Genomic DNA, 23,611 nt, shown 5'->3' with positions numbered 1-23,611 from the left:
GGACGTGGCACAGGGCCATCACTGCCTGATGGGCGCAGGCCAGGGCACGGGTCCCCTTGCGGGTGCCGCGCGGTGCGCGTTCGACGGTCAGGAGACGGGAGCAGAAGAGAACGGCTTCCTTCCCCGGGCACGTCGAGGATGGCAGGACAGGTGACCACGTGGAGCCTTTCACGGTAGCCCGGCAGGATTCGACACCTCGCCTTCTACCTGGGGCTCCACGTCTGTGTCTGCTGAACGGTCATACCTCGCGCATGGTCTGTTTTACGGCTTTCGTCCATCTTCAAAGTCGCTGGGATCACCTCGGTGTGAGGTGCGTGCAGGTGAGTCAGCATCTCGCGGGGCGTTGTGGCGTTCCGTGACCCCGCGGGCCCGGGCCCGCCACCGCGCTCAACGACCTGCTCGCCGACCGACTGCGCATCCTGGGACCCGACCACCCCGACACACAAACCAGCAAAGAGGTCCTACAGCGCTGGCGGGACAAGCTGTCCGAAGAATGACCCCCGAGGACCTTTGATCCGATCGGACACCGACCCCCGGAACGAGAAAACCCCAGGCCAGCACGGTTGAGTCTCCCGTGAGGTCCGGAGTCAGAGGCGCCTTCTCGCTCCTGGTGTGCTCCCCAGTCCCGCACACCCCCGCCGCTGCGTCGACACCCCTGGTCCTCCGTAACCCCGATAGACACCCGCTGTCTGGGACGGCTGCTACCGTCCGGCGGTGTGAACGACGACGTGTACACAGGCAACGCGGGCAAGGACGCGGCCCTGGACCGGGGATGGCTCCTCGGACACTTCAAGGACACCAACGACCCCCGCTATAGCGAGGCCGTGGAGATCAAGTGGGGCGTCCACCCGCGCGGAGACACCAGAGCGCAGTGGGTGACAGGTGAGCGGCGCACCGCTCTCCTGGTCCTCATCAGCGGACGCTTCCGCGTCCAACTCCCCGACCGCGATGTCCTCCTCCAGCAGCAGGGCGACTACATCGTGTGGGGACACGGAACCGACCACTCCTGGGCCGCGGAGGAGGAGTCGGTGGTGCTGACGGTCAGGTGGCCATCCGTACCCGGCTACGCGGTGACCACGGCAGAGCCCTGACCCACCTCCTGAAGGCCCATCCAGGGGACGAGACACCAAGCGCCCCGATACTGCCATTTCCATGCTTTCCACCCGCCTGAGCGCACCGGAAGCCACCTTCAGGACTCCTTTACCGTCGGCGCCAACGAACACCATGGCGTAACTGGCCGGATGCCGCCGCCTGCACCGCCGCTACCGGTCGACCACTTCCTGGCCTTCGCCGGTATCGCCCGCATACGGATCTGTTACCGCAGACTCACCACAGGAGATGAGCTCTTAGTAATCACCGCTCGCGAACCATACGAGCATGAACACCCCTATCAGAACGAAAATGAACGGAATAATAAGTGCGATTGCGCACGCCAGTGCCGCACCCCGGGCGGCCCACCCACGGCACAGTGCCAAGATAAGCAGTGCCCAGACCCCCTCCATGAGAAGCACGCCCATGTGGACAGCCCTCCCCCCGGTCTCCACCTGCGCCTGGACGCTCATCACCAGGAAGACCGCTATCAGGCCTAGGGGAAAACTTGCGGCGAACACCCTGACGCCCGTACTGTGCGACCGAATTCTGTTTCCGAAGAACCCCAGGACCGCACCCGCGACCAGCCCCACGAGGAGCCAGGCCCAATACTCCTGCGCGTTGTAGTCATCAACCGTCAGATGGGTGGTCACCAGGTGTCCGAAGACGGCGCTCACGTATGTGGTCACACCAGCGGCAGTCGCCAGCCAGGTACGGACGGCCACCCAGCCCAGCAGTACCGGTGGTGCGACGTAGAGCCCGGCGGACCATTCCAGGAACGGAAGTCCCTCGGAGTTGAGGCCATCGACAAACACGGCGAGCGCTCCGCAGCCAAAGCCCACTCCCAGTGACAGGGCTAGGAACAGCCCGAAATACCGATCCAGGAAATCCCGGATGGCGGATGACGGCCCTTCTGGAGAGGTGCTGTTGCAGCCCGCCCCCCTGGCCTGGGAGGAGGGGGTGTGTTCCGTGCTCACTGATCAGTGCCCCCTGTCAGGACGTCACCCAGATAATCGAGCGTCTCCGTATCCTCGAAGTATCCGCTGTGGTCGGTGTCCTCCTCAGGGTCGAGGCGGTGACCGAGTTCCTCTCCAGGATTGTCCGGATCCTCAAAGAACTCATCGTTGTCCAAGGGAGTACCGAAGCCTTCGATGACGATCCCCAGCCGATCCCTCGCATCCTCGATCCAATCGTCGTCGCCCTGGATGACGTGCACGTTCTCATCATCGACTGTGAGGTCGCTGATGCGGTCGACACTCGCGCCCGCCCCGCCTACGAAGATGAGCGAGTCGGCCTCCAGACCGCCGACGATGTCAGAGTTGGCCGCAGCGCCAGCGATGAAGGCACCGAAGCTGTGCCCAAGCACCGAGTTGTGCGAAGGCTGATCGCCTTGATGTGTGGCACGCAGTCCTTCCTGGAACGAGGCCAGAGCGGTAGCGCTGTTCACCGAGTCCCACTCCCCGAAAGGTGGGGCGTCATACCCCATCCAGACGATCGAGGCGTGATCCGACTCAGGATCCTGTGCCGCCATACGCTCGTGGATGGCCTCAGCCCGCTCGAGCGGCTCCTCCATCAGGTGGTCCTGCTGGTTGGGGGCGAGCGTCCACCACCAGTCCGCGACCTCCTCGGCCGACCAGTCGTCCTGGGGTCCCGAACTCGACCTCTGCGCTGGTTTGACCTCCGAACAGGAAGATCTCCCTGCCGGTCATCAAGCCCGCATCCTCAATCCGCTGCTCGGTGAACTCGTTGGCTGTGTTCCGGAAACCGGCCTCCAGGCCGGTCGTGTATCCGAGCATCGTCCCCCTGGTGGACAGCAGGTCGGTAGCGCTGTCACGGATGGCGGCCTCGTCGGCTTCGATGTCCTCGGGGAGTCCGAGCCCCATGCCCTCTACTGACATCACAGCCTCCGCTAGAAGTTGAGTTCGCGCGGCAGGGAAACCACAGGGAGGTCACTGAAGTCGGCACCGGACTCCTGGTCGGTGTTGGAGATCTCCTCGCCGGCATGGGAGGTGCGGCTGGCCAGGGAGCGGCTGCTCGCCGCCGCAGAGTGGATGCGTTGGTTGCCCTCGATGTCGTAGTCGACCACGGCCCCCGTAATCTCCGGAGCGGCCGCGTACAGGGATGAGACGTCGTTCTCGAACTCCACGACCATTGTGGCCATGGTGTCGGCCATGTCGGCGGTGTCACCGGCGTGGTGCGCCGCGTCGTCATTCACGCCAGCTTGCGTCACGTGTCCTCCCGGGGGTGAGGAGATTGGTTCGCGCCGCACAGTAGCAGCGCCGTGACGGTTCGGTTGCTCGTGCCTTCCCTCTTCAGTCGGCTGCTGAATCCAGAGCAAAATCCTTCTGATAGCTCGCGTTTTCCCAAGTCAGACGAGACACACGGGACATCGGACAACGCGAACAACAAGGGTGAGAATTCTCGTTTTCCATTCGTGGGCACTGCAACCAGGCACGATCTATAGCAGATGGTGATTCCCTGTCGCTGCCCCCGGTTGGCCAGTTCTGGACAGCAGCGGATACCCGGAACAAGGCCAATGACAGGAGGGGAGCGTCTCGGAGGTGGAAAATTCGCCACCTCGCGAGGTGCTGTCGGACGCCATCGTGCGGTCGTTCGTGCTCCGTTTATGCTCCGCAGTTCCGTACTGGTACGACACCATCCGGCATCACACGGCCCCAGACGGCACGGCGGATCGGATGGGGTGGCATGAAACGGTACGAAATAACACCCAGAGAAACAAAAGCACCGGACTTCTCATCCGATGGCCGACCGGCCCCGGCCATGAGGAAACCCCAGGCCGGGCGGGTGCAACCGCCGCACGGCCAGGAGCTCGGGGTGTTGAATCGCTCCTGGTGCGCTCCCCCGTCCCGCTACCCGGCCGCCACCGGGGCGCCGCGCAGCAGCGCGGGGGTCGCCTCCGCGGCGACCTGGGCCACATCGGGGTACGCTGACTGGTGCGTGTTCCGGGTGAAATGCGCGGTCGCGTGGCCGAGTTCGGCCGGGACCACCTTCACGTCCGTCCCCGTCGCCAAGGCGAGCCAGGTCGCTCCGTGGCGGAGCCCGTGCAAGATGACGGGCGAGAGCCCGGCGGCTTTGACGATGCGGCAGAACCGGTCACTGACCTGCCCCGGATGCCACCCCGCCCCGTCCTGGCGGGTGAACACCCACCCGTACCCGCCCACGCGGCGCCTGCGGCGAGGTGCTGCTCGCCCTGGAACCCCTTCCACCCCCGCAGGATCCTGATCGTGTCGGCGTCCGGCGTGACCGTGCGCCGGACCGCCGCGCTCCTGGGTGTGGAGGTGATCGTTTCCCACGCGAGCTGGACGACCTGGACACGGATGTCGATCCGGTCGCCCACCAGCCGGGTATTCGCCCGCGGCAGCCCGACCGCCTCATCTCGGCGGAGTCCTTGAACGGCGATGAGGTGACACAGAGGACGCAGACCGGTCCGCCCGTCCGCTACCCCAGCGCGGCGGCCGCCGCCCGTCCCGCCGTGCGGCCGGAGAAGATGCACCCGCCCAGGAAGGTGCCCTCCAGCGCCCGGTAGCCGTGCACGCCGCCCCCGCCGAACCCGGCGACCTCGCCCGCCGCGTACAGCCCCGGGAGCGGGGCGCCGTCGGCACCCAGCACGCGGGCGTCCAGGTCCGTGTGCAGCCCGCCCAGCGTCTTACGGGTGAGGACGTGCAGCCGCACCGCGATCAGCGGGCCCGCCTTGGGGTCCAGGATCTGGTGCGGCGCGGCCACCCGGGCCACCTTGTCGCCCTTGTACCGGCGGGCGCCGTGGATGGTCATCACCTGCAGGTCCTTGGTGAAGGGGTTGACCATCTCCCGGTCGCGGGCGACCACCTCGCGGGTGACGGTGTCGGCGTCGAGGACCCCGTCTCCCGCCAGGTCGCGCATCTTCCCGATGAGCTCCGGGAGCCGGTCGGCCACCACGAAGTCCGCGCCGTGCCGCTTGAACGCCTCCACCGGCCCCGGCGCCCCGGGCAGCACCCGCTGGAGCACCAGCTTGAGGCTCTTACCGGTCAGGTCCGGGTTCTGCTCCGACCCGGACAGCCCGAACTCCTTCTCGATGATCTTCTGCGACAGCACGAACCACGTGTACTCGTGGCCGGTGCGCATGATGTGGTCCAGGGTGCCCAGGGTGTCGAACCCGGGGAAGCACGGCGCGGGCATGCGCCGACCGGTCGCGTCCAGCCACAGCGACGACGGTCCCGGCAGGATCCGGATCCCGTGCCGCGCCCAGATCGGGTCCCAGTTCTGGATGCCCTCGGTGTAGTGCCACATCCGGTCGGGGTTGATGATGCGTCCGCCGGCCTTCGCGGTGATGGCGAGCATGCGCCCGTCCACGTGTTCGGGAACCCCGGAGAGCATGTGCTCGGGCGGGGTGCCCAGCCGCTCGGGCCAGTTCTCGCGCACCAGGTCGTGGTTGGCGCCGATCCCGCCGGAGGTGACGATCACCGCCTGCGCGCCCAGCTCGAACCCGCCGACCGCGTCCCGGCCGCTGGCCGTCCCGCGCGGGGCGTCGCTGGGCGCCAGGACGGACCCGCGCACCCCCGTGACGGTCCCGTCCGCGACCACCAGGTCGTCCACCCGGTGCCGGAAACGCAGGGTGACCAGGCCGCGCTCGACGGCCGCGCGCACCCGGCGCTCGAAGGGCGCCACGACCCCCGGCCCCGTGCCCCACGTGATGTGGAAGCGGGGCACCGAGTTGCCGTGTCCCCCGGCCAGGTGGCCGCCGCGTTCGGCCCACCCGACCAGGGGGAAGATCCGCAGCCCCTGCGCGTGCAGCCACGCGCGCTTCTCACCGGCCGCGAAGTCCACGTAGGCCTCCGCCCACCGGCGCGGCCACGCGTCCTCGGGACGGTCGAAGGCGGCCGTGCCCATCCAGTCCTGGAGGGCCAGCTCCCCGGAGTCCCGGATCCCCATGCGGCGCTGTTCGGGGGAGTCGACGAAGAACAGTCCGCCGAACGACCAGTGCGCCTGGCCGCCCAGGGACGCCTCGGGCTCCTGGTCGAGCAGGAGCACCCGTTTGCCCGCGTCGGCCAGTTCGGCGGTCGCGACCAGCCCGGCCAGCCCCGCTCCCACCACGATCACGTCGGCCTGCTCGGCTGCACTGCTCATCCGGACACTTCCCCTCGGCGGTCGGGCGCGATGACGACGACTGTGCCCAGGGGAGCCCGCCATGGCAAGGGAGGTGTGTGTCCCGCGCCACAGGGTTTGTCAGGGTGTGACAAGGAGTTGGTTTCGTGGAACTATGTTCGGGTTTGTCCGGCGGGAACGTTTCCCCTGGTCGTTCCGGTCGCATCCCCCGTCCGCAAGGAAATCCCCGTGTACTTCCATCCCCCGGCCTTCGAGCCCGGTCCGGTCGCCACGGCGATCGGCCTCGCGCTCATCGTGTGCCTGGTCGCCGAGCCCCTCGTCCTGCGCCCCCTCTACACGGCGGTCCGGGGGCCGGCCCCCGCGGAGGGGCGCTCACCCCTGGCCCGCCTGCACCGTGCCATCGCGTGGTGGTCCCTGGGCGAGGTGTTCGTGTGCATGGCGTTCGTCGGAACCGCCTCGGCGGTGACCCCGGCCGACATCGGACTGTCCCTGCCCGCCTTCCACGGGTTCGCCGACCGTCCGGGCCTGCTGAGCCTGGTCCTGTGCACGGCGGCGTTCCTGGCCCTGATCATCGTCCCGGCGGCCCTGCGGTCCTGGGCGTTGTGGCGGCGCCCGGGCGGGACCCTTCCCCCGCGGGACCAGGAGGGGATGCCGCGTCGGAGCATCGCCCTGCTGCCGCGCAACGCCCAGGAGCGCAGGGTCATGGTGCTGTCCACCGTGTCATGGACCCTGGCCTGGTCGGTCAGTGTCCACTGGGTCGTCGTCCCCCTCCTCATGAACGGGTTCGGCTTCTGGGCCTGGGACGCGCTCGTGTCCGTCTTCCTGCTGACCCTGTGGCGCGGGCTCGGCGCGGGCTGGCGCGGTGCCGCGACCACGGCCCTCGTGGGCTCGATCGCCACGGGGTGGTACCTGTTCGTCTTCGTGGGATCCCTGGTCACCCCACTCCTGGTGTGGGGGCTGGTCATGGCCGCGTCGCTCGCGGCCACTCCCTACCGCAGATCCGACGCCGCCGAACCGGCCGCCGCCGAACCGGTCATGACGTGGCGGCTCGACGACGGCGACGGAACCCCGCGGGCACGCGCCTGAGGATCTACGCGCCGAACCGCACCAGCGACCTGCCGCCCCTGCCCTGACGCATCCGCTCGAAGGCCTCGGGCACCCCGGACAGCGGGATCTCGTCGGTGACCATCGAGGCCAGGTCCAGCTCGCCCGAGCGCACCAGACCGGCCAGGACCGGGATGTCACGGGCCGGGTCGCTGGACCCGTACACACATCCGCGCAGGGTCCTGGCCTGGTGGAACAGCTCCAGTGCGTTGAACGACACCTCGTCGTCCAGCGCCCCGACCCCCACGACGGTGACGGTTCCGCCGCGTCGCGTCGCGTTCCACGCCGAGCGCACCACCTTCGCCGAACCGACCACCTCGAAGGCGTGGTCCGCGCCCCGGCCCCCGGTCAGGCCGCGCACGGCCTTGGTCAGGGAGTCGTCGGCCACCAGGAAGTCGGTCGCGCCCAGCCTCCGGGCCAGCTCCTCCTTGGCGGGGGAGGCGTCCACCGCGATCAGCGGGTCGGCTCCCGCCAGGCGCGCCGCCTGCAGGACGGACAGCCCCACGCCGCCCAGTCCCAGGACCACCGCCGACTGCCCCTCGCGCACCCGCGCCGAGTTGGCCACCGCACCCCACCCGGTGAGTACCGCGCAGCCGAGGACGGCGGCGACGGCCGGGTCGATCCCGTCGGGCAGCGCGACCACGGCGTCCGCGGGCACGACGGTGGCCTCAGCGAAGGCCCCCGTACCCAGCCCGGGGTAGACCGGTGTGCCGTCGGTGAGCTCGGCGTAGGGCCGCCCCGCCCGGTCCAGGGCGTGCTCGCACAGGTGGGGCTCGCCCTGCCCGCAGAACCAGCACGCCCGGCACGGCGGGGCCCAGTTGAGGATCACCTTCTGCCCCGGCGCCACCCCGGTCACCCCCTCGCCGAGCGCCTCGACGGTGCCCGCGCCCTCGTGGCCGAGCACGGCGGGCCAGGGCTGGGGCAGGGTGCCGTTGGACAGGGACAGGTCGGAGTGGCACACCCCGGCCGCGGCGACGCGCACCCGGACCTCCCCCGGCCCGGGGTCGGGCAGGACCAGGTCGCGGATGCTCGGCGGGGCTCCGGTCTCGGTGAAGACGGCTGCCTTGACGGTCGTACTCATGGGAGGGCTCCAATCACGGACTGCCGCGACAGTAGCAATACCGTCTGGTCGGTCGGTGGAGGGGGTCGGGCGGGCGCGCCGCCCCGGCGGCGCGCCGCGGTCCGCGTCTCCTTCCGGGCGGGAGTTTGTGGAAGTACCTATATTGGGCTTCCCCGCTGCCGGGTATCTCCCCTTCGTCCACCCGGCCACGGTCGGGACAGGCAGCACCGGGGCTGCGCGGCCGCCGGTGCGCGACGCGGGGAGGTTCCATGGCGCGACCGGTCGGATCGCCGATTCGGCGGCACTATCTGATGTGCCGTCCCACGTACTTCGCCGTCGAGTACGCGATCAACCCCTGGATGGACCCGGCCGCCGGGGTCGACCGCGAGCGGGCGGTCCGCCAGTGGGAGGCGCTGCGCGACCTCTACCGGGACCTGGGGCACCGGGTCAGCGAGATCGCGCCCATCGAGGGGCTGCCCGACATGGTCTTCGCGGCCAACGGCGCCCTGGTGGTGGACGGCCGGGTGTACGGGGCGCGGTTCGCCAGCGCCGAACGCACCCCGGAGGGCCCGGCCTACCTCGACTGGTTCCGTGCCGCGGGCTACACCGACACCCGCGAGCCCAAGCACGTCAACGAGGGCGAGGGCGACTTCATCACCCTGGACGACGTGGTCCTGGCCGCCACGGGCTTTCGCACCGAGGCCGCCGCACACCTGGAGGCCGAGCGCTTCCTGGGCCGCCCGGTCGTCACACTGCAACTGGTCGACCCCCGCTTCTACCACCTGGACACCGCGCTGTTCGCGCTCTCCGGCGACCGCGTCGCCTACTACCCCGGCGCCTTCTCCGCGGGGAGCCAGCGGGTTCTGCGCTCGCTCCACCCCGACGCGCTCATCGCGACCGAGGAGGACGCCGCCGTGCTCGGACTCAACGCCGTGTGCTCCGGCGGCGACGTGGTCATCGCGGCCGAGGCGACCGCGCTCGCCCGGCGGCTCCGCGGGCTGGGCTACACCGTCCACCCCGTCGAGCTCGACGAGCTGCGCAAGGCCGGAGGCGGCGCCAAGTGCTGCACCCTGGAGCTGCGCGACGCGCGTGCGTGACCGCGGGGGCGGGCAGACGGCCGTGTCGGCGCACACACGTGCGTATTCCGGCCGTTCAAACCTGCGCCGATGTGGGAAATGCCACTCTGTGTCAGAGTGGACTTACCGGTAGTCACAGGTCAGCGTCCGTGTCCGAGACCGCGGGGTCACGGGCGCCGCGCGCCGCCTTCCGAAGGGCCCCTGACCCAGGAGGTCCGGAGCAATAGGGTCGAAAACGTGAAGACCAAACAGCGCCGACTTCCGCGTCGTGTCCGGGAACAGCAGATGATCGACGCCGCCGTCACCGCGTTCTCCAGAGGCGACTACCACACGGTACGCGTCGAGGAGATCGCGGAGGCCGCCGGTACCTCCAAACCCACCGTGTACCACTACCTGGGGTCCAAGGAAGGGATCTTCACCGCCTGCGTCCGCCGCGAGGCCGACCGCCTCGTCGCGGCCATCCGCGCCGCCGTCCGCGACCCCGAATCCCCCGTCGGAGCCGACCCCCTGCAACGGGGACTCCACGCCTTCTTCACCTTCGTCACCGACAACCGCGACAGCTGGACCGTCCTGTACCGGCGCACGTCCTCCCAGGCCGGACCCTTCGCGGGCGAGGTCGCCCGAGCCCGGGACCGCGTCCTGGCCGAGGTCGTCGCCCTCGTCACGGCCTGCACCGGCGCCGCCGACGTACGCGACGGCGCCGGGTGCCTCCTCGACCCCAAGGACGCCCGACTCCTGGCGCGCGTGGCGGTCAGCACCGCCGACGCCTGCGCCGACTGGCTCCTGGAGAACCCGGAGGAGACCCCCGACGCCCTGGCCGGGCACGTCAGCGAGCTCACCCGGTCACACCTGCGGCCCCGGCATCCGGTGACCGCCCGCTGACGCCGACCGCCGTCAGCCCAGCGAACTCATCACGTGCTTGACCCGGGTGTAGTCCTCCAGGCTGTAGGCGGACAGGTCCTTGCCGTAGCCCGAGTGCTTGAACCCGCCGTGCGGCATCTCCGAGGTGAGCTCGCCGTGCCCGTTGATCCACACGGCGCCGAAGTCCAGGTCCGCGCTGACCCGCAGGGCGCGGGCGTGGTCCGCGGTCCACACCGAGGACGCCAGGCCCTGGTCGACACCGTTGGCCAGCGCCACGGCCTCCTCCTCGTCGGCGAACCTCTGCACGGTGACCACGGGGCCGAAGATCTCCTCGCGCACGATCTCGTCCTCGGCGCGCAGGCCCGACACGACCGTGGGGGCCAGGAAGAACCCGGCTCCGCCCACGCGGTGGCCGCCGGTCTCCACGACCGCGTGCCCGGGCAGGCGCTCCAGCAGCCCCGTCACCCGGGCGAACTGGTCGGCGTTGTTGAGCGGACCGAAGTCGCCGGCCTCGGTCGAGGGCCTGCCGGTGACCAGCTTGGCGGCCTGGGCCGACAGCTCGGCCACGAACGCGTCGTGGACGCGCTCGTGCACGATCACGCGGGTCGCGGCGGTGCAGTCCTGGCCCGCGTTGAGGTAGGCGCCCGCGACCACGCCGGAGGCGGTCTCGGCCAGGTCGACGTCGTCGAAGACCAGCACCGGCGCGTTGCCGCCCAGTTCCAGGTGCAGCAGCTTGAGGTCGTCGGAGGCCGAGCGCGCCACCTGCGTTCCGGCGCGGGTGGAGCCGGTGACCGACACCAGGCGCGCGGCCGGGTGCTCGACCAGCGCCCGACCCGTGTCGCGGTCGCCCACGACCGTGTTCACCACACCCGCGGGCAGGACCCCGGCGGCGATCTCGGCGAGCATGACCGTGGTGGTCGGGGTGGTCTCGGCGGGCTTGAGCACCACCGTGTTCCCGGCGGCCAGGGCCGGACCGATCTTCCAGACCGCCATCATCAGCGGGTAGTTCCACGGGGTGATCCCCACGCACACGCCCACCGGCTCACGGCGGATCCACGAGGTGCGTCCGTCGACGTACTCGGCCGCGGCCCGGCCCTCCAGGTGCCGGGCGGACCCGGCGAAGAAGCGGAGCGTGTCCACGCAGAACGGGATCTCCTCCTCCAGCACGGAGGAGCGGGGCTTGCCGGTCTCGCGGCACTCGGCGTCGGCGAACTCCTCGGCGCGGGCGGCCAGGGCGTCGGCGACGGCCAGCAGGGCGTCCTGGCGGCGGGCCGGGGTGGCCTCCTTGCGCCAGGAGCGGAACGCCCTGAGCGAGGAGGCCATGGCGGACTCCACCTCGGCGGTCCCGCAGACCCCGGCCCGGCCGCTGACCCGCCCGGTCACCGGGTCGACCAGGTCCAGCGCACGGCCCCCGGCGGGCAGGACGGGCTCGCCGTCGATGAGGCTGGGCAGCGTGTCGAACTCGTGGATGCGCATGGCGTCCTTCGTCTTTCCTTGGTCGGGTGGTGTGCGGATGGGTGCGGGGGTCGGCGCGCCCTCGGGGCGCGCCCGCCGCGTCGTCGCCTCCGGCCGGGGGGACCCTCGCGGACCCTTCGAGCCGACCACCGCGGTCCGGGTGGCAACGTGACGGCGACGGGGTTCGGTTGCGCGGTCACCGGTGGGTGGGCGCGAACAGCTCCAGTGCCAGGGGCAGCACGACCACGGACGGACCGGGGCGCGCCAGGGCGTCGGCCAGGTCCGCGCTCAGCCGCTCCGGGGCGGTGACCGTGGCCGGGACGCCGAAGGCCGCGGCCAGGGCCGCGAAGTCCGGGCGGGCCAGCTCGGTGTGGGTCGCCTCGCCGAACGCGTCCTCCATGTACGCGCGCAGCACGCCGTAGCCGCCGTCGTCGACGATCAGCCACGTCACGTCCAGGTCGTGCTGGCGCGCCGCGGCCAGCTCCGCGACCGAGTACATCGCGCCGCCGTCGCCGGAGACCGCCAGCACCGGGCCGTCGGCGGCCACCGCCGCCCCCAGGGCGGCGGGCAGCGCGTAGCCCAGCCCGCCGGCCCCCTGGGCCGAGTACATCCCCGCGCTCCTGGGATCCCATCCCGACCAGGCCCAGTACGCCAGGATGGTCATGTCCCAGAAGCTCGGCGCGGTGTCGGGCACCGCCTCGCGCACCGCCGCCAGCACCGCCCGCTCGGTGGTCAGGCCCTGCCCGTCCAGCCGCTCGGCCACGGCCCGCAGAACCCCGGCCACCTCCGCGACCGTCCCAGGGGCCTCGGGGCGGTGCCGGACGCGTCGGGCCAGCGCGGCCAGGGTCAGCGCCGCGTCGCCGTGCACGCCCAGGGCGGGCAGGTTGGCCTCCAGCTTGCCCGGGTCGGCCTCGATCTGGACCACCCGGCCGCGCGGGGCCAGGGTGTGGTAGTTGCTCGACAGCTCGCCCAGCCCCGAGCCCACGACCAGGAGGACGTCCGCGCCCTCCAGGAACTCCGTCGTGTGCCGGTCCTCGATCCAGGACCGGAGCGAGAGCGGGTGCTCCCAGGGGAAGGCGTCCTTGCCGCCGAAGGTGGTGGCCACCGGCGCCCGCAGCGCCTCGGCCAGCTCGAGCAGCGCCGCCCGCCCGCCGGAGCGGCTCACGCCCCCGCCCGCCAGGATCACGGGCCGCTCCGCCGCGTCCAGCAGCCGCGCGGCCTCGGCCACCAGCTCCGCGCGCGGTCGCAGCGGCTCCGGAACCGGGTCCACGTCCGTGACCGGCGGCACCTGGGCCGGTTCGGTGAGCACGTCCTGCGGGATCTCCACCAGGACCGGGCCCGCGGGCGCGGACGCGGCCGTGCGCCAGGCCTCGGCCAGCGCCGAGGGGATCTGCGAGGTGTGCCGGACGCTGTGCACCGACTTCACGACCCCGGCGAAGCTCGCGGACTGCTCGGGCAGCTCGTGCAGGTAGCCGCGGCGTCCGCCGCCCAGACCCGCGCGCGGTACCTGGGAGCCGACCACCAGCACCGGGGCGCTGGAGGCCCGCGACTCCTGGAGGGAGGACAGGGTGAGCAGCGCGCCGGGCCCGGTGGACACGAACAGGGGCGTGACCTCGCCCGTCACCCGGGCGTGCCCGTCGGCGGCGAAGGCCGCGTTGTTCTCCACCCGGCTGGAGACGAACCGCAGCGGCGCCCGGCGCAGCGCGTCGAACAGCCCCAGCGCGTGCTGGCCGGGGATGCCGAAGGCCACCGTGGCGCCCAGGGCCGCCAGGGTCTCGGCCACCAGGTCGCCGCCGTGTCGCGGCGCGCTCCCACCCATGTCCGTCCGTCCTACCTCGTCTGGTTCAGGGCCAGCACACTGACCAGGTCGTAGGCCACGTGCGAGGCCGCGGTGGCGGTGATCTGCGCGTGGTCGTAGGCCGGGGCGACCTCCACGACGTCACCGCCCACCAGGTTGCAGGTGGACAGGCCGCGCAGGATCTCCAGCAGTTCGCGGCTGGTGATGCCGCCCGCCTCGGGGGTGCCGGTGCCCGGGGCGTGCGCCGGGTCCAGGACGTCGATGTCCACGGACACGTACAGCGGGCGGTTCCCCACGCGCTGGCGCAGCATGTCGGAGATCTCGTCGACGCCGCGGCGCATCACGTCGGCGGCGGTGACGATGCCGAACCCGAAGCGGCGGTCGTCCTCCAGGTCCTTCTTGCCGTAGAGCGGGCCGCGGGTGCCCACGTGCGCGATCGCCTCGGTGTCGAGGATGCCCTCCTCCACGGCGCGGCGGAACGGGGTGCCGTGCGTGTAGGGCTCGCCGAAGTAGGTGTCCCAGGTGTCCAGGTGGGCGTCGAAGTGCAGCAGGGCGATGGGGCCGTGCTTGCGGTACAGCGAACGCAGCAGGGGCAGGGCGATGGTGTGGTCGCCGCCCAGGGTGACCAGGCGCGTCCCGGCCTCGACGAACGTCGAGGCGCCCGCGTCGAGGGTCTCCACCGCGTCGCCGACCGAGAACGGGTTGACCGGGATGTCGCCGCCGTCGGCCACCTGCAGGCGCTCGAACGGGGCCACGTCCAGTCCCGGGTTGTAGGGGCGCAGCAGGCGGCTGGCCTCACGGATGGCGGAGGGGCCGAAACGCGCCCCGGGCCGGTAGGAGACACCGGTGTCGAACGGCACGCCCACCACCGCGATGTCCGCCCGTTCGACCTCGTCGATACGGGGTAGTCGGGCGAAGGTCGCGGGTCCGGCGAAGCGGGGCACCCGGCTGGAGTCGGTGGGTCCGATCGGAGTGTTCATGTCCGTCCTTGTCTCGCGGCAACGTTGACGCAGGTCACAGCGCTGCGCTCAGACTAGGGAGCGGGTAGGCTTCCTACCAGTGGTTCAAAGGCACCACAACGTCCAAAAAACTGGATGAAACGAACAAAACGGGGAGGGGGGAACGCGTGGTCGTCTCCGCCGCCGGCCCCGACACCCACGCCGTCCCGTTGAGTGCCGTCCTCGCGCGCCGGGACCTGGCTCTGACCGCCGTCGTCGGCGCGGGGGACCCCGGCATCGTCTGGGCGGTGGTCAGTGAACTGGCCGAACCGGCCCTCTACCTGCGCGGCGGTGAGCTCGTGCTGACCGCGGGCCTCAACCTGCCCCGGAGCGCGGAGGGGGTCGGCGACTACGTGCGCTCCCTCGCCGAGGCGCGCGTCAGCGCCGTCGGTTTCGGCGTCACACCCGTGCACGACACCATTCCCGCCGCGCTCGTCGAGGAGTGCCGGAACCAGGGGCTGCCCCTGGTCGAGGTGCCCCGACCCACCCCCTTCGCCGCCGTCAGCCAGGCGGTGGGAGAGGAGTTGGAGGAACGGCGCATGCGCGACCTGCGCCGCCTGGGGGAGGCCCACCAGCGGCTCACCCGCGCCGTGACCGACCAGGGGCCCGTCGACCGGGTCCTGGGTGTCCTGGCCGACTCCCTGGGCGGGTGGTCGGCCCTGGCCGCCCCCGAGGGCCTGCGCACCAGCCCGGGGGCTCCGGGCGCCCTGGGCCAGGAGCTGAGCGGTCTGGTCGCCAAGCTCACCGGGGTCGGCGGCCCCCGCAGCGCCAAGGCCGTCTCCGGCCCCGACGAGGTCTTCCTGCACACCGTGGGCACACCCCCGGAGGACCACGGCGTCGTCCTGGTGGGCCGTCCCCGTCCGCTCGGCATCACCGACCGCGCGGTCCTGCGCACCGCCACCGCCCTGCTGGACCTGCTCTCGCGCGGCCCCGACGGCGCTCCGCCCGTCCCGGGCCGCCTCCTGACCACCCTGCTGGTCGACGGAGGGTTCACCGGCCCCGCCGCGCCCCTGCTCGCTGAACTCACCGGGGCCGGGGCGGCGGCGCCCCTCTACCGGGTGCTGCGCGCACTCCCGGCCGACCCCGGGCGGCAGGCGCCCCCCGCGGTACCGCCGCTGCCCACCCAGGTCCTGGACACCGGGTCCGGGGCGGAACCGCAGCTGCGCGCCGTCCTGGCCGACCAGGGCGGGAAGGCGCACCACGAGCATCTGGACGACCTGTTCACCCGCGGCTGGATCGCGGCCCTGAGCGGCCCCGTCGCCCCGGAGGACCTGCCCGCGGCGGACCGCGGCGCCGCCGCCCTCCTGGAACGGGCCCGGGTCGTGGGCGGCCCCCTGGTGTGGGAGGAGGACGCGGATCCCTTCGCCGGGCTGCTCACCCCCTCGGGAACCGACGACCTCGCCCGCCGGATCCTGGGCCCCCTGGCGGAGGAGACCGACGCGGCGCGGACCCTGCGCCGCACGCTGCGGGCCTGGCTCGTCCGCCACGGCAACTGGGACCGGGCCGCCGCCGACCTGGGCGCCCACCGCAACAGCGTCCGGTACCGGATCGGTCGCGTCGAGCGCGACCTGAACGTGGACCTGGCCGACGCCGAGCAGCGCATGCGCCTGTGGTTCGCGCTGACGCGGTGGCGACCGGGGGACTGAGCGGGTGCCGGTGGTGGACCGGGTGGCCAGGTTGGGCCGACCGTCGTCCGCCACCGGCGGATCCTCGATCGCGGAATGAGGGAATCGGAGGTCGAGGCCGGTTCCAGGTTCCGAACCGCGTGCTCGTTCCCGGTCGGGCCACTTCCCTCACGGCCGAGGCTGGACACTGGTGAATTCCGCAGAGAACGTGAGGACTGGGGCTCCAATGTCGTTTCCCCCTCTGGACACGGCCCTTCCCGCCGGGGCCGACGCCCGTGAACACGCCAACCTCCTACGCCAGACGCACGAGGCGGCCCTCAACGGCCATCCCGTTCCGGCTCCCCTCCGGCCGGTGATCGAGGACTCCTGGACGCGCATGCGGCGCTTCGGGATCGACCCCGACAGCGCCCCTCCGCCGCGTGTGGCCCTCCCCGACGAACTCCACCGGACGCGGACGGCCTCGCCGATCGCCGAGGTGCTGCCCCTCATCCGGCGGTCCCTGGTCTCGGTCGCCGACGAGGCCGAGCACATCATGATCGTCACCGACGCCTCCGGCCAGATCCTGTGGCGCGACGGATCCCACCGCGTGCGCGCGGTCGGCGACCGGGTGGGCCTCGTCGAGGGGGCCTACTGGAACGAGGGCAACACCGGGACCAACGCCATCGGAACCGCGCTGGTCGTGGGCAGGCCCGTGCAGGTGTACTCGGCCGAGCACTTCGTCCGCAACCTGCACGCCCTCACCTGCGCCTGCGCACCGATCCACGACCCGCGCGACGGGCGGCTGCTCGGCGCCATCGACGTCACCGGGCCGGTCTCGACCGTCCATCCCTCCACCCTGGCCCTGGTGACCGCGGTCGCCCAGCTGGCCGAGGCGCACCTGCAGAGCATCCACCACGGGCACCTGGAACGCCTGCGGTCGGTGGCCGCGCCGCTGCTCGCCCGGATGTCCGGGCCCGCGCTGGTCGTGGACGAGGCCGGATGGACCGCGGCCGCCGTGCACATGGACCCGGTCCGCCGGGTGCTGCTGCCCACCCAGCGCGAGAACGGCACCGCCTGGCTGCCCGCGCTGGGCGAGTGCACGCTCGAACCGCTGCCCGGCGGCTGGCTGGTCCGACCCCGTACGAAGGAGACGGCCGCGCCCACGACGGTCACGCTGGAGCTGACCCGGGCGGCCTCCCCGGTGATCACCGTCGCCGGGCCCAGCGGTGAGTGGACGCACCGGCTCACCCCGCGCCACGCCGAACTCCTCCTCATCCTGGCCGTGCGCCGGGAGGGGTGCACGGCGGCCCAGCTGTCCGAGGACGTGTTCGGGGCCGCGGGCAACGTGGTGACCGTGCGCGCCGAGCTGTCCCGGCTCAGGCGCCACCTGGGCGGCATCCTGGACAGCCGTCCCTACCGCTTCAGCGAGGAGGTGCAGGTCAGGGTCGGGTGGCCGCGCGAGCGCGCGGACCTGCTGCCCGGGTCGCTCGCCCCCGGGGTGCGCGCTCTGCGGACGGCGGATCCGACGCTGCCAGGATTCGTCGCGACGGGTGGGGGTGTCGCAACCTAGTGCAACCGTTGCCTGGTCGGCGGGGATGGTGTGGACTGTTCTCGCACGGTCCGCACAGCCGGTCGTGCCGGGCGTGAGAGGGCGCGGCACGGATACCACGGCGTGCGCCGCGTCCACCCCGTCATCGGGACCTTGAGGGGGGTTGCCAGACGGAGACGGACGCGCGGGCGGACCGTAGGTGGTCCAGGGCGACAGGGGGAGCTCCCTGGACACACCGACCGCGCGGCGTGCCTCCGAGGTGGCTCCTCGGGGGCGCGCCGTCATCCTGTGCGCGGATCAGTCCCCGGGCCGCCCGGCCGACGCGGGGTCCCCGACGGCCCCCGTCCCGTCCGCCTCCGGGTCCGTTCCCTCAGCGGTGTCCTCCGCCAGGGCGGGCGCGCACTGGAAGCAGTCCATCGCGAAGACCTCGGTGCCGCCGACACTGCCGCTGAACGCGCCGCGCAGCCCCTCGTCACCGGTCTCCCGTGCGGCCAGCACCCGTGGGCTCAGGTGCCCCACGAAGCGCACGCTCTCCCCGCCACGGGTCGTGCCCGTGCAGTGCACCCGCACGCCCTCCCCGTCGGCCGCGCGCTCCGACCGTTCCTCGGCCTCGGCCGACCGCTCGTCCGCTCCGCCGCCCGGGGAGGCGTCGCCCGAGGGTCCGTTCGAGCAGACCAGGATTCCCTCGACCGGATGTCCGGCGCGGGCGAAGGCGCGTTCGGCCGCGGGACGCAGGGCGGTCACCGACAGCGCACCCGCGGCCCTGGCCATCTCCTCCCTCGCCGTCTCCGCCCGTTCCACACGTGTGTCGTCGGTGGAGCAGGCGCTCGTGAGCACACCCGCCAGGGCCAGGCAGGCCAGCGGAGTGAGAACGGCGGCGGTACGGACGCCGGTGCTGCGGACTCCCATGTCTTCCCCCAGGGTCGCCGGACCGGGTGCGTGCGCACCCGGAGGTGTCCCACGGGACCAATGTCACGGATATTCGCTATGTGATTTATGTCCGACTCGCGGCAAAAGGTGAAAAAGTGCTTCATGTTCTGGTCATTCGAGGAGGCCGACCCCTCCGTTCGCGGGTACCACCCCGGAGGCACGGCTCGAACCGAACACGACCCCGTCCACGACCGGACGGGCACCGCGCGTGTGGCGAACGGCACGAAACCGGCAGCTCGTGGCGGAGGCCGGACCCCGCTGGGCTACACTCGGTGCATTTACCGGCCCGGGTACCCACCCGGACCACCCGACCCGACCGTCGCACGCGCGCTCCGGTGGCACCCGAGGCGCCGTGTGAACCAGGGGGCGGCCCGCGGCGTCGAACAGGGGACCACGACCGGCCCCGCGTTCCACCCGGGGGCCACCCGACCGACCTTCCTTCCGGAGGTGGACCGTGTCCGCTGACCACCGAGAGCAGCAGCCCGTCCAGGGTTCGCGTATCGACCCGCACGTCGGCCGCTACGCACACCGAGCACAGGGCATGGTCGCATCGGAGGTCCGCGCACTCTTCGCCGTCGCGTCCCGTCCCGAGGTCGTCTCCCTGGCCGGAGGCATGCCCAACGTCGCCGCGCTCCCGCTCGACCAGATCGGCGAACTCGTCCGCGACGTGGTCGCCGAGGAGGGCCAGGCCGCCCTCCAGTACGGATCCGCCCAGGGCGACCCCGTCCTGCGCGAGCAGATCTGCGACTACATGACGCTGGAGGGCATCACCGCCAGCCCCGACGACGTCATCGTCACCGTCGGTTCCCAGCAGGCCCTGGACCTCATCACCCGCGTCTTCGTCGACCCCGGTGACATCGTCCTGTGCGAGGCGCCCACCTACGTCACCGCCATCAACACCTTCGCCGCCTTCCAGGCCGACATCCGCCACGTCGCCCTGGACGAGAACGGCGTGGTGCCCGAGGAACTCGACGAGGCGCTCACCCGCGCCGCGCGCGAGGGCCGCAGGGTCAAGTTCTTCTACACCATCCCCAACTTCCAGAACCCGGCGGGCATCACCATGACCGCCGAGCGCCGCGCCCGGGTCCTGGAGATCTGCGAGCGCCACGACGTGCTCGTGGTCGAGGACAACCCCTACGGCCTGCTCCGCTACGACGGCGACCCCCAGCCGACCCTCCACGCCCAGGGGACGGGCAACGTCATCTACCTCGGGTCGCTGTCCAAGACCCTCTCGCCCGGCCTGCGCATCGGCTGGGCGCTCGCCCCCGCGCCCGTGCGCGCCAAACTGGTCCTGGCCGCAGAGTCGGCGATGCTCAGCCACTCCACGTTCAACCAGCTGGTCGTGCGCCGGTACCTGCGCACCTTCCCGTGGCGCGAACAGATCAAGGCGTTCAACACCATGTACGGCGAGCGCCGCGACGCCATGCTCGGCGCACTGGAGGCGATGATGCCCGCCGGGTGCACCTGGACCCGGCCCGAGGGCGGCTTCTTCGTCTGGGCCACGCTGCCCGAGGGCATCGACGCCAAGGCCATGCTGCCCCGCGCCGTGAGCGCCCGTGTCGCCTACGTTCCGGGCACCGGCTTCTTCGCCGACGGCCGCGGCCGCGCCGACATGCGCCTGAGCTTCTGCTACCCGACCCCCGAACAGATCCGCGAGGGCGTGCGCCGCCTCGTCGGCGCCATCGAGGGCGAAATCGACCTGCGTGATACGTTCGGCAGCACCCTGGCACCGCCGAGCGAAGGCCACCAGGCCCCCGCTCCCGACCTGCCCTGACACCCCCGTCGTAAGGGCACCAGCACCATGTCAGCACCACATGAGGAGGTCCGCGCCGTGGCAGACCTTGACCGCGTTCTCGTTCTCGCCGGGGGACTGTCCCCCGAATACGAGGTGAGCGTCCACTCCGGACGCGGTGTCGCCGAGGCGCTGCGCCGACTGGACGTGGAGGTCCAGGTCACCGACGTCGACGCCACCCTGCTGGACCGGCTCTCCGCCGATCCGCCGCAGGTGGTCTTCCCCGTGCTGCACGGCGCGGCGGGCGAGGACGGCGCCCTCCGCGAGGTGCTGGAGCTGGTGGGGGTGCCCTACGTCGGCGCCCGCCCGGACGCCTGCCGCCTGGCCTACTCCAAGCCCACGGCCAAGGCGCTCCTGGCGGCCGAGGGCGTGCGCGTCCCGCGCGGCGCCACCCTGCCCAAGTCGGCCTTCCACGACCTGGGCGCCCCGGCGCTGCTGTCGCGGTTGGCCGACCGCCTGGGCCTGCCGCTGTTCGTCAAGCCGGACCGGGGCGGATCGGCGTTCGGCGCCGCGCCGGTCACCACGCTCCAGGACCTGTCGGCCGCCCTGGTGTCCTGCTTCGCCTACAGCGACTCCGCGCTCGTGGAGGAGCAGGTCCAGGGCACCGAGCTGGCCGTGGGCGTCCTCGACACCGGGGACGGCCCCGTGGCGCTGCCTCCGGTGGAGATCGTTCCCGACGGCGGAGTCTACGACTACGCGGCCCGCTACACCCCCGGGCGCACCGAGTTCTTCTGCCCGGCCCGCCTGGGCGCCGACGCCGTCGCCGCCGCGAGGGAGGTCGCCCTGACCGCCCACCGCGTGCTGGGACTGCGCGACCTGTCGCGCACCGACCTCATCGTCGGCGACGACGGCGGGGTCACCTTCCTGGAGACCAACGTCGCCCCCGGCCTCACCGAGACCTCGACGTTCCCGATGGCGGCGGCCTCGGCCGGTCTGGACTTCGCGGTCGTGTGCCGGGAACTGGCCCACCAGGCGTTCCTGCGCGGCTGATCCGAAAGGACCCGATGCCCCCCGCCCCCTCCGCCCGCGTCAGGACCACCGCCACCGCCGCCGTGCCCGCCCTGGTCGTCGCCGGATGCGGATCCCCCGACGACGCTCCGCCGCCGCAGGAGCAGCCATCGTCCGGGCCGGTGGACGCGTGGGCCCCGCGCCGGTTCCCTTCCGGGACCGGAGGGCGGACGTCGTGACCGGGCCGTGGCGTTCCGACGAGGGCGAGCCCTTCAACGCGGGGGACGTCGTGGTGCTCCGCGGCGGCCCCGAGGGGCTCAACCGGGATGGCGCGCTCCGGTACGGCCCGGAGGAGGCCGGGGCGTCGGTGCGCCAGCGCGCCTCCGCGCCCCTGGTGCTCGACGCCGACGCCGACGGTGACGGGATGGGCGACGTGTTCGTGCGCCCGCGCCCGGGGAACGTCGTGACCCACCCGAAGAAGCCGGGGTCCCTGCGGGTGTTCCCCGGTGACGGGGAACCGGCCCGGGCCCTCGACCTGACCGGCGTCCCCGCCCTCACCGGGGACTAGTCCGGTGCCGCCCGCCCCCGCCACGAGGAAGAGCACGATGCGCCCGTACCCCGCCCGCCCCCTCACCGCCGCCGCCACCGCGATCGCCCTGGCCGCCGCCGGGTGCGCGGCCCCGGACGAAGCCCCGCCGCAGGAGCAGCCGTCCCCCGGGCCGTCCCGACCCTCACGGGTGGACTTCGACGGCGACGGGTTCGACGACCTGGTCCTCGGTCTGCCCGGTGTCGAGGTCGACGGGACGCCGAACGCCGGGGTCGTCGCCGTCGTCCCCGGTTCGGCCGACGGCCCCGACCTCTCGTCGGCCCGGGTGATCTCCCGCGCCGACGAGGGCGTGCCGGGGGCGGTCGCGGAGGACGACCGGTTCGGCGGCCGCACCTGGCTCAGCCCCGGTACCCTCACCGGGGACCTGGACGGTGACGGGTTCACCGACCTGGTCGTCAACGCCGGAGACCAGGGGGCCGAGGAGGCCGGGAGCCGGGGGCCGATCCTGCTGTGGGGGAGCGCGGACGGTCTCGGTGCGGGAGTCCCACTCGGGGCGGACGTCCCGTCCGGCTACGTGGACACCGTCGGCGACTTCGACGGCGACGGGTACCCCGACCTCGCTCGCCTCGACCCCAACGCTGACATGGGGGCGGGGGGGTTCGGTTTCCTGTACGGTCCCTTCTCCCGGGAGGGGGAACCCGATCGCGTGGGCGACGTGCCCAGCGGGCAGGGCGGTGACGAGCTCAGGCTGACCTCCGGCGACGTGAACGGCGACGGTGTGACGGACCTGATCGGTTTCGCCTCCTTCGAGGAGATGGCCTATCCGACCCGGGTCTGGCTGGGGTCGGCCGACGGGTTCGAGCGGTACGAGGGCGCCGAAACGCTTCCGGCGGCGGACGAGGGCGTGGTCGCCGACGTCAACGGCGACGGGTACGGCGATCTGGTGTTGCGGGATGTCGACGGCAGCGTCGAGAACCCGCCGCACATACCCGGCCAGACCGTGGTCGTGTACGGCTCCGAGAACGGACCGGGTGAGCGGAGCACCCCCCTGAACCTGGACAGCGAAGGCGTGCCGGGGGAGTCGTTCGACGGTGACCAGTTCGCCAACGCACTCGCCGCGGGGGACGCGGACGGCGACGGCTACACGGACGTCGTGGCCGCGGTGATGCGCCCCGCCCCGGACGCGCCCTTCGACGCCGGGGACGTCGTGCTGCTCAGGGGTGGCCCCGAGGGGCTCAGCGGGGACGGCGCACTCCGGTACGGCGCGGAGGAGGCCGGGGCACCCGTCCCCCCGCCCGCGGAGATGGACCGGTTCGACCTCTACCGCTGGCCCGGCACCCGGATCCGGACACTCGACGCCGACGGTGACGGTCTGGCCGACGTGATCGTGCGCCCGAGCCCGGCAGGCACCGGGACGGACGCGGGGATCCCGGGCTCCCTGTGGATGTTTCACGGCGATGGAGAGCCGACGGGGGTCATCGACCTGACGGGGCTTCCCATCCCCACCGGAGACTAATTCGGCTTCGCTCGGCCCTTCGCCTCCTGCGCACCTGCGGACATCGGGGCGCCCACGGGGCCGGGGTTCGGCCACGGTTACTCATTCGCCTACTGATGGTGTTCAGGTTCCTAACGCTGCGGGTGGTAGTGTTCGCGCCGCACAGTCCCTCACGCGCGGGACGGCCGGGACACCGCCGCCA

The 23,611-nt window shown here is 72.2% G+C and carries 21 protein-coding genes; 10 read left to right on the top strand and 11 right to left on the bottom strand.

Annotated elements, in window-relative coordinates:
* Window positions 1-716: 716 nt before the first annotated feature.
* Window positions 717-1,091 carry a cupin domain-containing protein gene (locus ACTVAJ_RS05280; protein WP_470386910.1) on the top strand — a complete coding sequence of 125 codons (375 nt, stop codon included), beginning with the start codon at window positions 717-719 and terminating at the stop codon, window positions 1,089-1,091.
* 255 nt (window positions 1,092-1,346) lie between these two features.
* Here the strand turns inward: ACTVAJ_RS05280 and ACTVAJ_RS05275 are convergent, their stop codons facing one another.
* From ACTVAJ_RS05275 to ACTVAJ_RS05250, 6 genes are all read right to left on the bottom strand, one after another.
* Window positions 1,347-2,066, bottom strand: a complete 720-nt coding sequence (locus tag ACTVAJ_RS05275; protein ID WP_470386909.1) for a DUF6518 family protein — start codon at window positions 2,064-2,066, stop codon at window positions 1,347-1,349.
* On the bottom strand, window positions 2,063-2,662 hold the full coding sequence (locus tag ACTVAJ_RS05270; RefSeq protein ID WP_470386908.1) for an alpha/beta hydrolase: 600 nt from the start codon (window positions 2,660-2,662) through the stop codon (window positions 2,063-2,065). Before ACTVAJ_RS05270 ends, ACTVAJ_RS05275 begins: the two co-directional genes overlap by 4 nt.
* On the bottom strand, window positions 2,637-2,987 hold the full coding sequence (locus ACTVAJ_RS05265; protein ID WP_470386907.1) for a hypothetical protein: 351 nt from the start codon (window positions 2,985-2,987) through the stop codon (window positions 2,637-2,639). The genes ACTVAJ_RS05270 and ACTVAJ_RS05265 overlap by 26 nt, the downstream gene beginning before the upstream one ends.
* 11 nt (window positions 2,988-2,998) lie before the next feature.
* Complete coding sequence (locus tag ACTVAJ_RS05260; protein WP_470386906.1) at window positions 2,999-3,304, bottom strand: hypothetical protein; 306 nt, start codon at window positions 3,302-3,304, stop codon at window positions 2,999-3,001.
* Window positions 3,305-3,959: 655 nt separating this feature from the next.
* Complete coding sequence (locus ACTVAJ_RS05255) at window positions 3,960-4,253, bottom strand: hypothetical protein (protein ID WP_470386905.1); 294 nt, start codon at window positions 4,251-4,253, stop codon at window positions 3,960-3,962.
* Window positions 4,254-4,548: 295 nt separating this feature from the next.
* Window positions 4,549-6,213: an FAD-binding dehydrogenase gene (locus ACTVAJ_RS05250; protein WP_470386904.1), complete on the bottom strand. Its 1,665-nt coding sequence runs from the start codon at window positions 6,211-6,213 to the stop codon at window positions 4,549-4,551.
* A 207-nt stretch (window positions 6,214-6,420) separates the two neighbouring features.
* On the opposite strand from ACTVAJ_RS05250, the gene ACTVAJ_RS05245 reads away from it, so the two are divergent.
* On the top strand, window positions 6,421-7,278 hold the full coding sequence (locus ACTVAJ_RS05245; protein WP_470386903.1) for a hypothetical protein: 858 nt from the start codon (window positions 6,421-6,423) through the stop codon (window positions 7,276-7,278).
* Window positions 7,279-7,282: 4 nt separating this feature from the next.
* On the opposite strand, the gene ACTVAJ_RS05240 is transcribed toward ACTVAJ_RS05245, so the two are convergent.
* The gene (locus ACTVAJ_RS05240; RefSeq protein WP_470386902.1) at window positions 7,283-8,377 is read right to left on the bottom strand and encodes an alcohol dehydrogenase catalytic domain-containing protein; all 1,095 of its coding nucleotides are present in this window, start codon (window positions 8,375-8,377) and stop codon (window positions 7,283-7,285) included.
* A gap of 248 nt (window positions 8,378-8,625) precedes the next feature.
* Here ACTVAJ_RS05240 and ddaH point away from each other — a divergent pair, with 248 nt between their 5' ends.
* Both ddaH and ACTVAJ_RS05230 read left to right on the top strand, forming a co-directional pair.
* Window positions 8,626-9,453, top strand: coding sequence for a dimethylargininase (gene ddaH / locus ACTVAJ_RS05235; RefSeq protein WP_470386901.1), 828 nt, complete (start codon window positions 8,626-8,628; stop codon window positions 9,451-9,453).
* A gap of 216 nt (window positions 9,454-9,669) precedes the next feature.
* Entirely contained in the window at window positions 9,670-10,314 is a 645-nt protein-coding gene (locus ACTVAJ_RS05230; RefSeq protein WP_470386900.1) for a TetR/AcrR family transcriptional regulator, read from the top strand.
* Between the two features lie 12 nt (window positions 10,315-10,326).
* Here ACTVAJ_RS05230 and ACTVAJ_RS05225 read toward each other — a convergent pair whose 3' ends face one another.
* From ACTVAJ_RS05225 to speB, 3 genes are all read right to left on the bottom strand, one after another.
* Entirely contained in the window at window positions 10,327-11,769 is a 1,443-nt protein-coding gene (locus ACTVAJ_RS05225; RefSeq protein ID WP_470386899.1) for an aminobutyraldehyde dehydrogenase, read from the bottom strand.
* A 175-nt stretch (window positions 11,770-11,944) separates the two neighbouring features.
* Window positions 11,945-13,567, bottom strand: a complete 1,623-nt coding sequence (locus ACTVAJ_RS05220) for a thiamine pyrophosphate-binding protein (RefSeq protein WP_470386898.1) — start codon at window positions 13,565-13,567, stop codon at window positions 11,945-11,947.
* A gap of 11 nt (window positions 13,568-13,578) precedes the next feature.
* On the bottom strand, window positions 13,579-14,526 hold the full coding sequence (gene speB, locus ACTVAJ_RS05215; protein WP_470386897.1) for an agmatinase: 948 nt from the start codon (window positions 14,524-14,526) through the stop codon (window positions 13,579-13,581).
* Between the two features lie 146 nt (window positions 14,527-14,672).
* Here speB and ACTVAJ_RS05210 point away from each other — a divergent pair, with 146 nt between their 5' ends.
* Both ACTVAJ_RS05210 and ACTVAJ_RS05205 read left to right on the top strand, forming a co-directional pair.
* Window positions 14,673-16,190, top strand: coding sequence for a PucR family transcriptional regulator (locus tag ACTVAJ_RS05210; RefSeq protein ID WP_470386896.1), 1,518 nt, complete (start codon window positions 14,673-14,675; stop codon window positions 16,188-16,190).
* 205 nt (window positions 16,191-16,395) lie between these two features.
* Complete coding sequence (locus ACTVAJ_RS05205) at window positions 16,396-17,718, top strand: helix-turn-helix domain-containing protein (protein WP_470386895.1); 1,323 nt, start codon at window positions 16,396-16,398, stop codon at window positions 17,716-17,718.
* Between the two features lie 276 nt (window positions 17,719-17,994).
* Here the strand turns inward: ACTVAJ_RS05205 and ACTVAJ_RS05200 are convergent, their stop codons facing one another.
* Window positions 17,995-18,606, bottom strand: coding sequence for a hypothetical protein (locus ACTVAJ_RS05200; protein ID WP_470386894.1), 612 nt, complete (start codon window positions 18,604-18,606; stop codon window positions 17,995-17,997).
* A gap of 562 nt (window positions 18,607-19,168) precedes the next feature.
* On the opposite strand from ACTVAJ_RS05200, the gene ACTVAJ_RS05195 reads away from it, so the two are divergent.
* From ACTVAJ_RS05195 to ACTVAJ_RS05180, 4 genes are all read left to right on the top strand, one after another.
* Complete coding sequence (locus ACTVAJ_RS05195) at window positions 19,169-20,401, top strand: aminotransferase-like domain-containing protein (protein ID WP_470386965.1); 1,233 nt, start codon at window positions 19,169-19,171, stop codon at window positions 20,399-20,401.
* 57 nt (window positions 20,402-20,458) lie between these two features.
* Window positions 20,459-21,409 carry a D-alanine--D-alanine ligase family protein gene (locus ACTVAJ_RS05190; protein WP_470386893.1) on the top strand — a complete coding sequence of 317 codons (951 nt, stop codon included), beginning with the start codon at window positions 20,459-20,461 and terminating at the stop codon, window positions 21,407-21,409.
* A gap of 193 nt (window positions 21,410-21,602) precedes the next feature.
* Window positions 21,603-21,935: a hypothetical protein gene (locus ACTVAJ_RS05185; protein ID WP_470386892.1), complete on the top strand. Its 333-nt coding sequence runs from the start codon at window positions 21,603-21,605 to the stop codon at window positions 21,933-21,935.
* A 37-nt stretch (window positions 21,936-21,972) separates the two neighbouring features.
* The gene (locus ACTVAJ_RS05180; protein ID WP_470386891.1) at window positions 21,973-23,430 is read left to right on the top strand and encodes an FG-GAP repeat domain-containing protein; all 1,458 of its coding nucleotides are present in this window, start codon (window positions 21,973-21,975) and stop codon (window positions 23,428-23,430) included.
* Window positions 23,431-23,611 lie beyond the last annotated feature (181 nt).

The sequence above is a fragment of the Nocardiopsis sp. KDC1DS13DA1 genome (assembly GCF_055632325.1).
Note: the sequence above shows the minus strand (reverse complement) of the source record. Positions and strands in the feature narration are given on the sequence as shown.

Excerpts from the sequence above, each read along its gene's own strand:
- ACTVAJ_RS05200 (WP_470386894.1), bottom strand. The coding sequence starts at position 18,606 with ATGGGAGTCCGCAGCACCGGCGTCCGTACCGCCGCCGTTCTCACTCCG.
- ACTVAJ_RS05225 (WP_470386899.1), bottom strand. The coding sequence starts at position 11,769 with ATGCGCATCCACGAGTTCGACACGCTGCCCAGCCTCATCGACGGCGAG.
- ACTVAJ_RS05250 (WP_470386904.1), bottom strand. The coding sequence starts at position 6,213 with ATGAGCAGTGCAGCCGAGCAGGCCGACGTGATCGTGGTGGGAGCGGGG.
- ACTVAJ_RS05180 (WP_470386891.1), top strand. The coding sequence starts at position 21,973 with ATGCGCCCGTACCCCGCCCGCCCCCTCACCGCCGCCGCCACCGCGATC.
- ACTVAJ_RS05220 (WP_470386898.1), bottom strand. The coding sequence starts at position 13,567 with ATGGGTGGGAGCGCGCCGCGACACGGCGGCGACCTGGTGGCCGAGACC.
- ACTVAJ_RS05240 (WP_470386902.1), bottom strand. The coding sequence starts at position 8,377 with ATGAGTACGACCGTCAAGGCAGCCGTCTTCACCGAGACCGGAGCCCCG.
- ddaH (WP_470386901.1), top strand. The coding sequence starts at position 8,626 with ATGGCGCGACCGGTCGGATCGCCGATTCGGCGGCACTATCTGATGTGC.
- ACTVAJ_RS05195 (WP_470386965.1), top strand. The coding sequence starts at position 19,169 with ATGGTCGCATCGGAGGTCCGCGCACTCTTCGCCGTCGCGTCCCGTCCC.
- ACTVAJ_RS05270 (WP_470386908.1), bottom strand. The coding sequence starts at position 2,662 with ATGGAGGAGCCGCTCGAGCGGGCTGAGGCCATCCACGAGCGTATGGCG.
- speB (WP_470386897.1), bottom strand. The coding sequence starts at position 14,526 with ATGAACACTCCGATCGGACCCACCGACTCCAGCCGGGTGCCCCGCTTC.
- ACTVAJ_RS05265 (WP_470386907.1), bottom strand. The coding sequence starts at position 2,987 with ATGTCAGTAGAGGGCATGGGGCTCGGACTCCCCGAGGACATCGAAGCC.
- ACTVAJ_RS05205 (WP_470386895.1), top strand. The coding sequence starts at position 16,396 with ATGTCGTTTCCCCCTCTGGACACGGCCCTTCCCGCCGGGGCCGACGCC.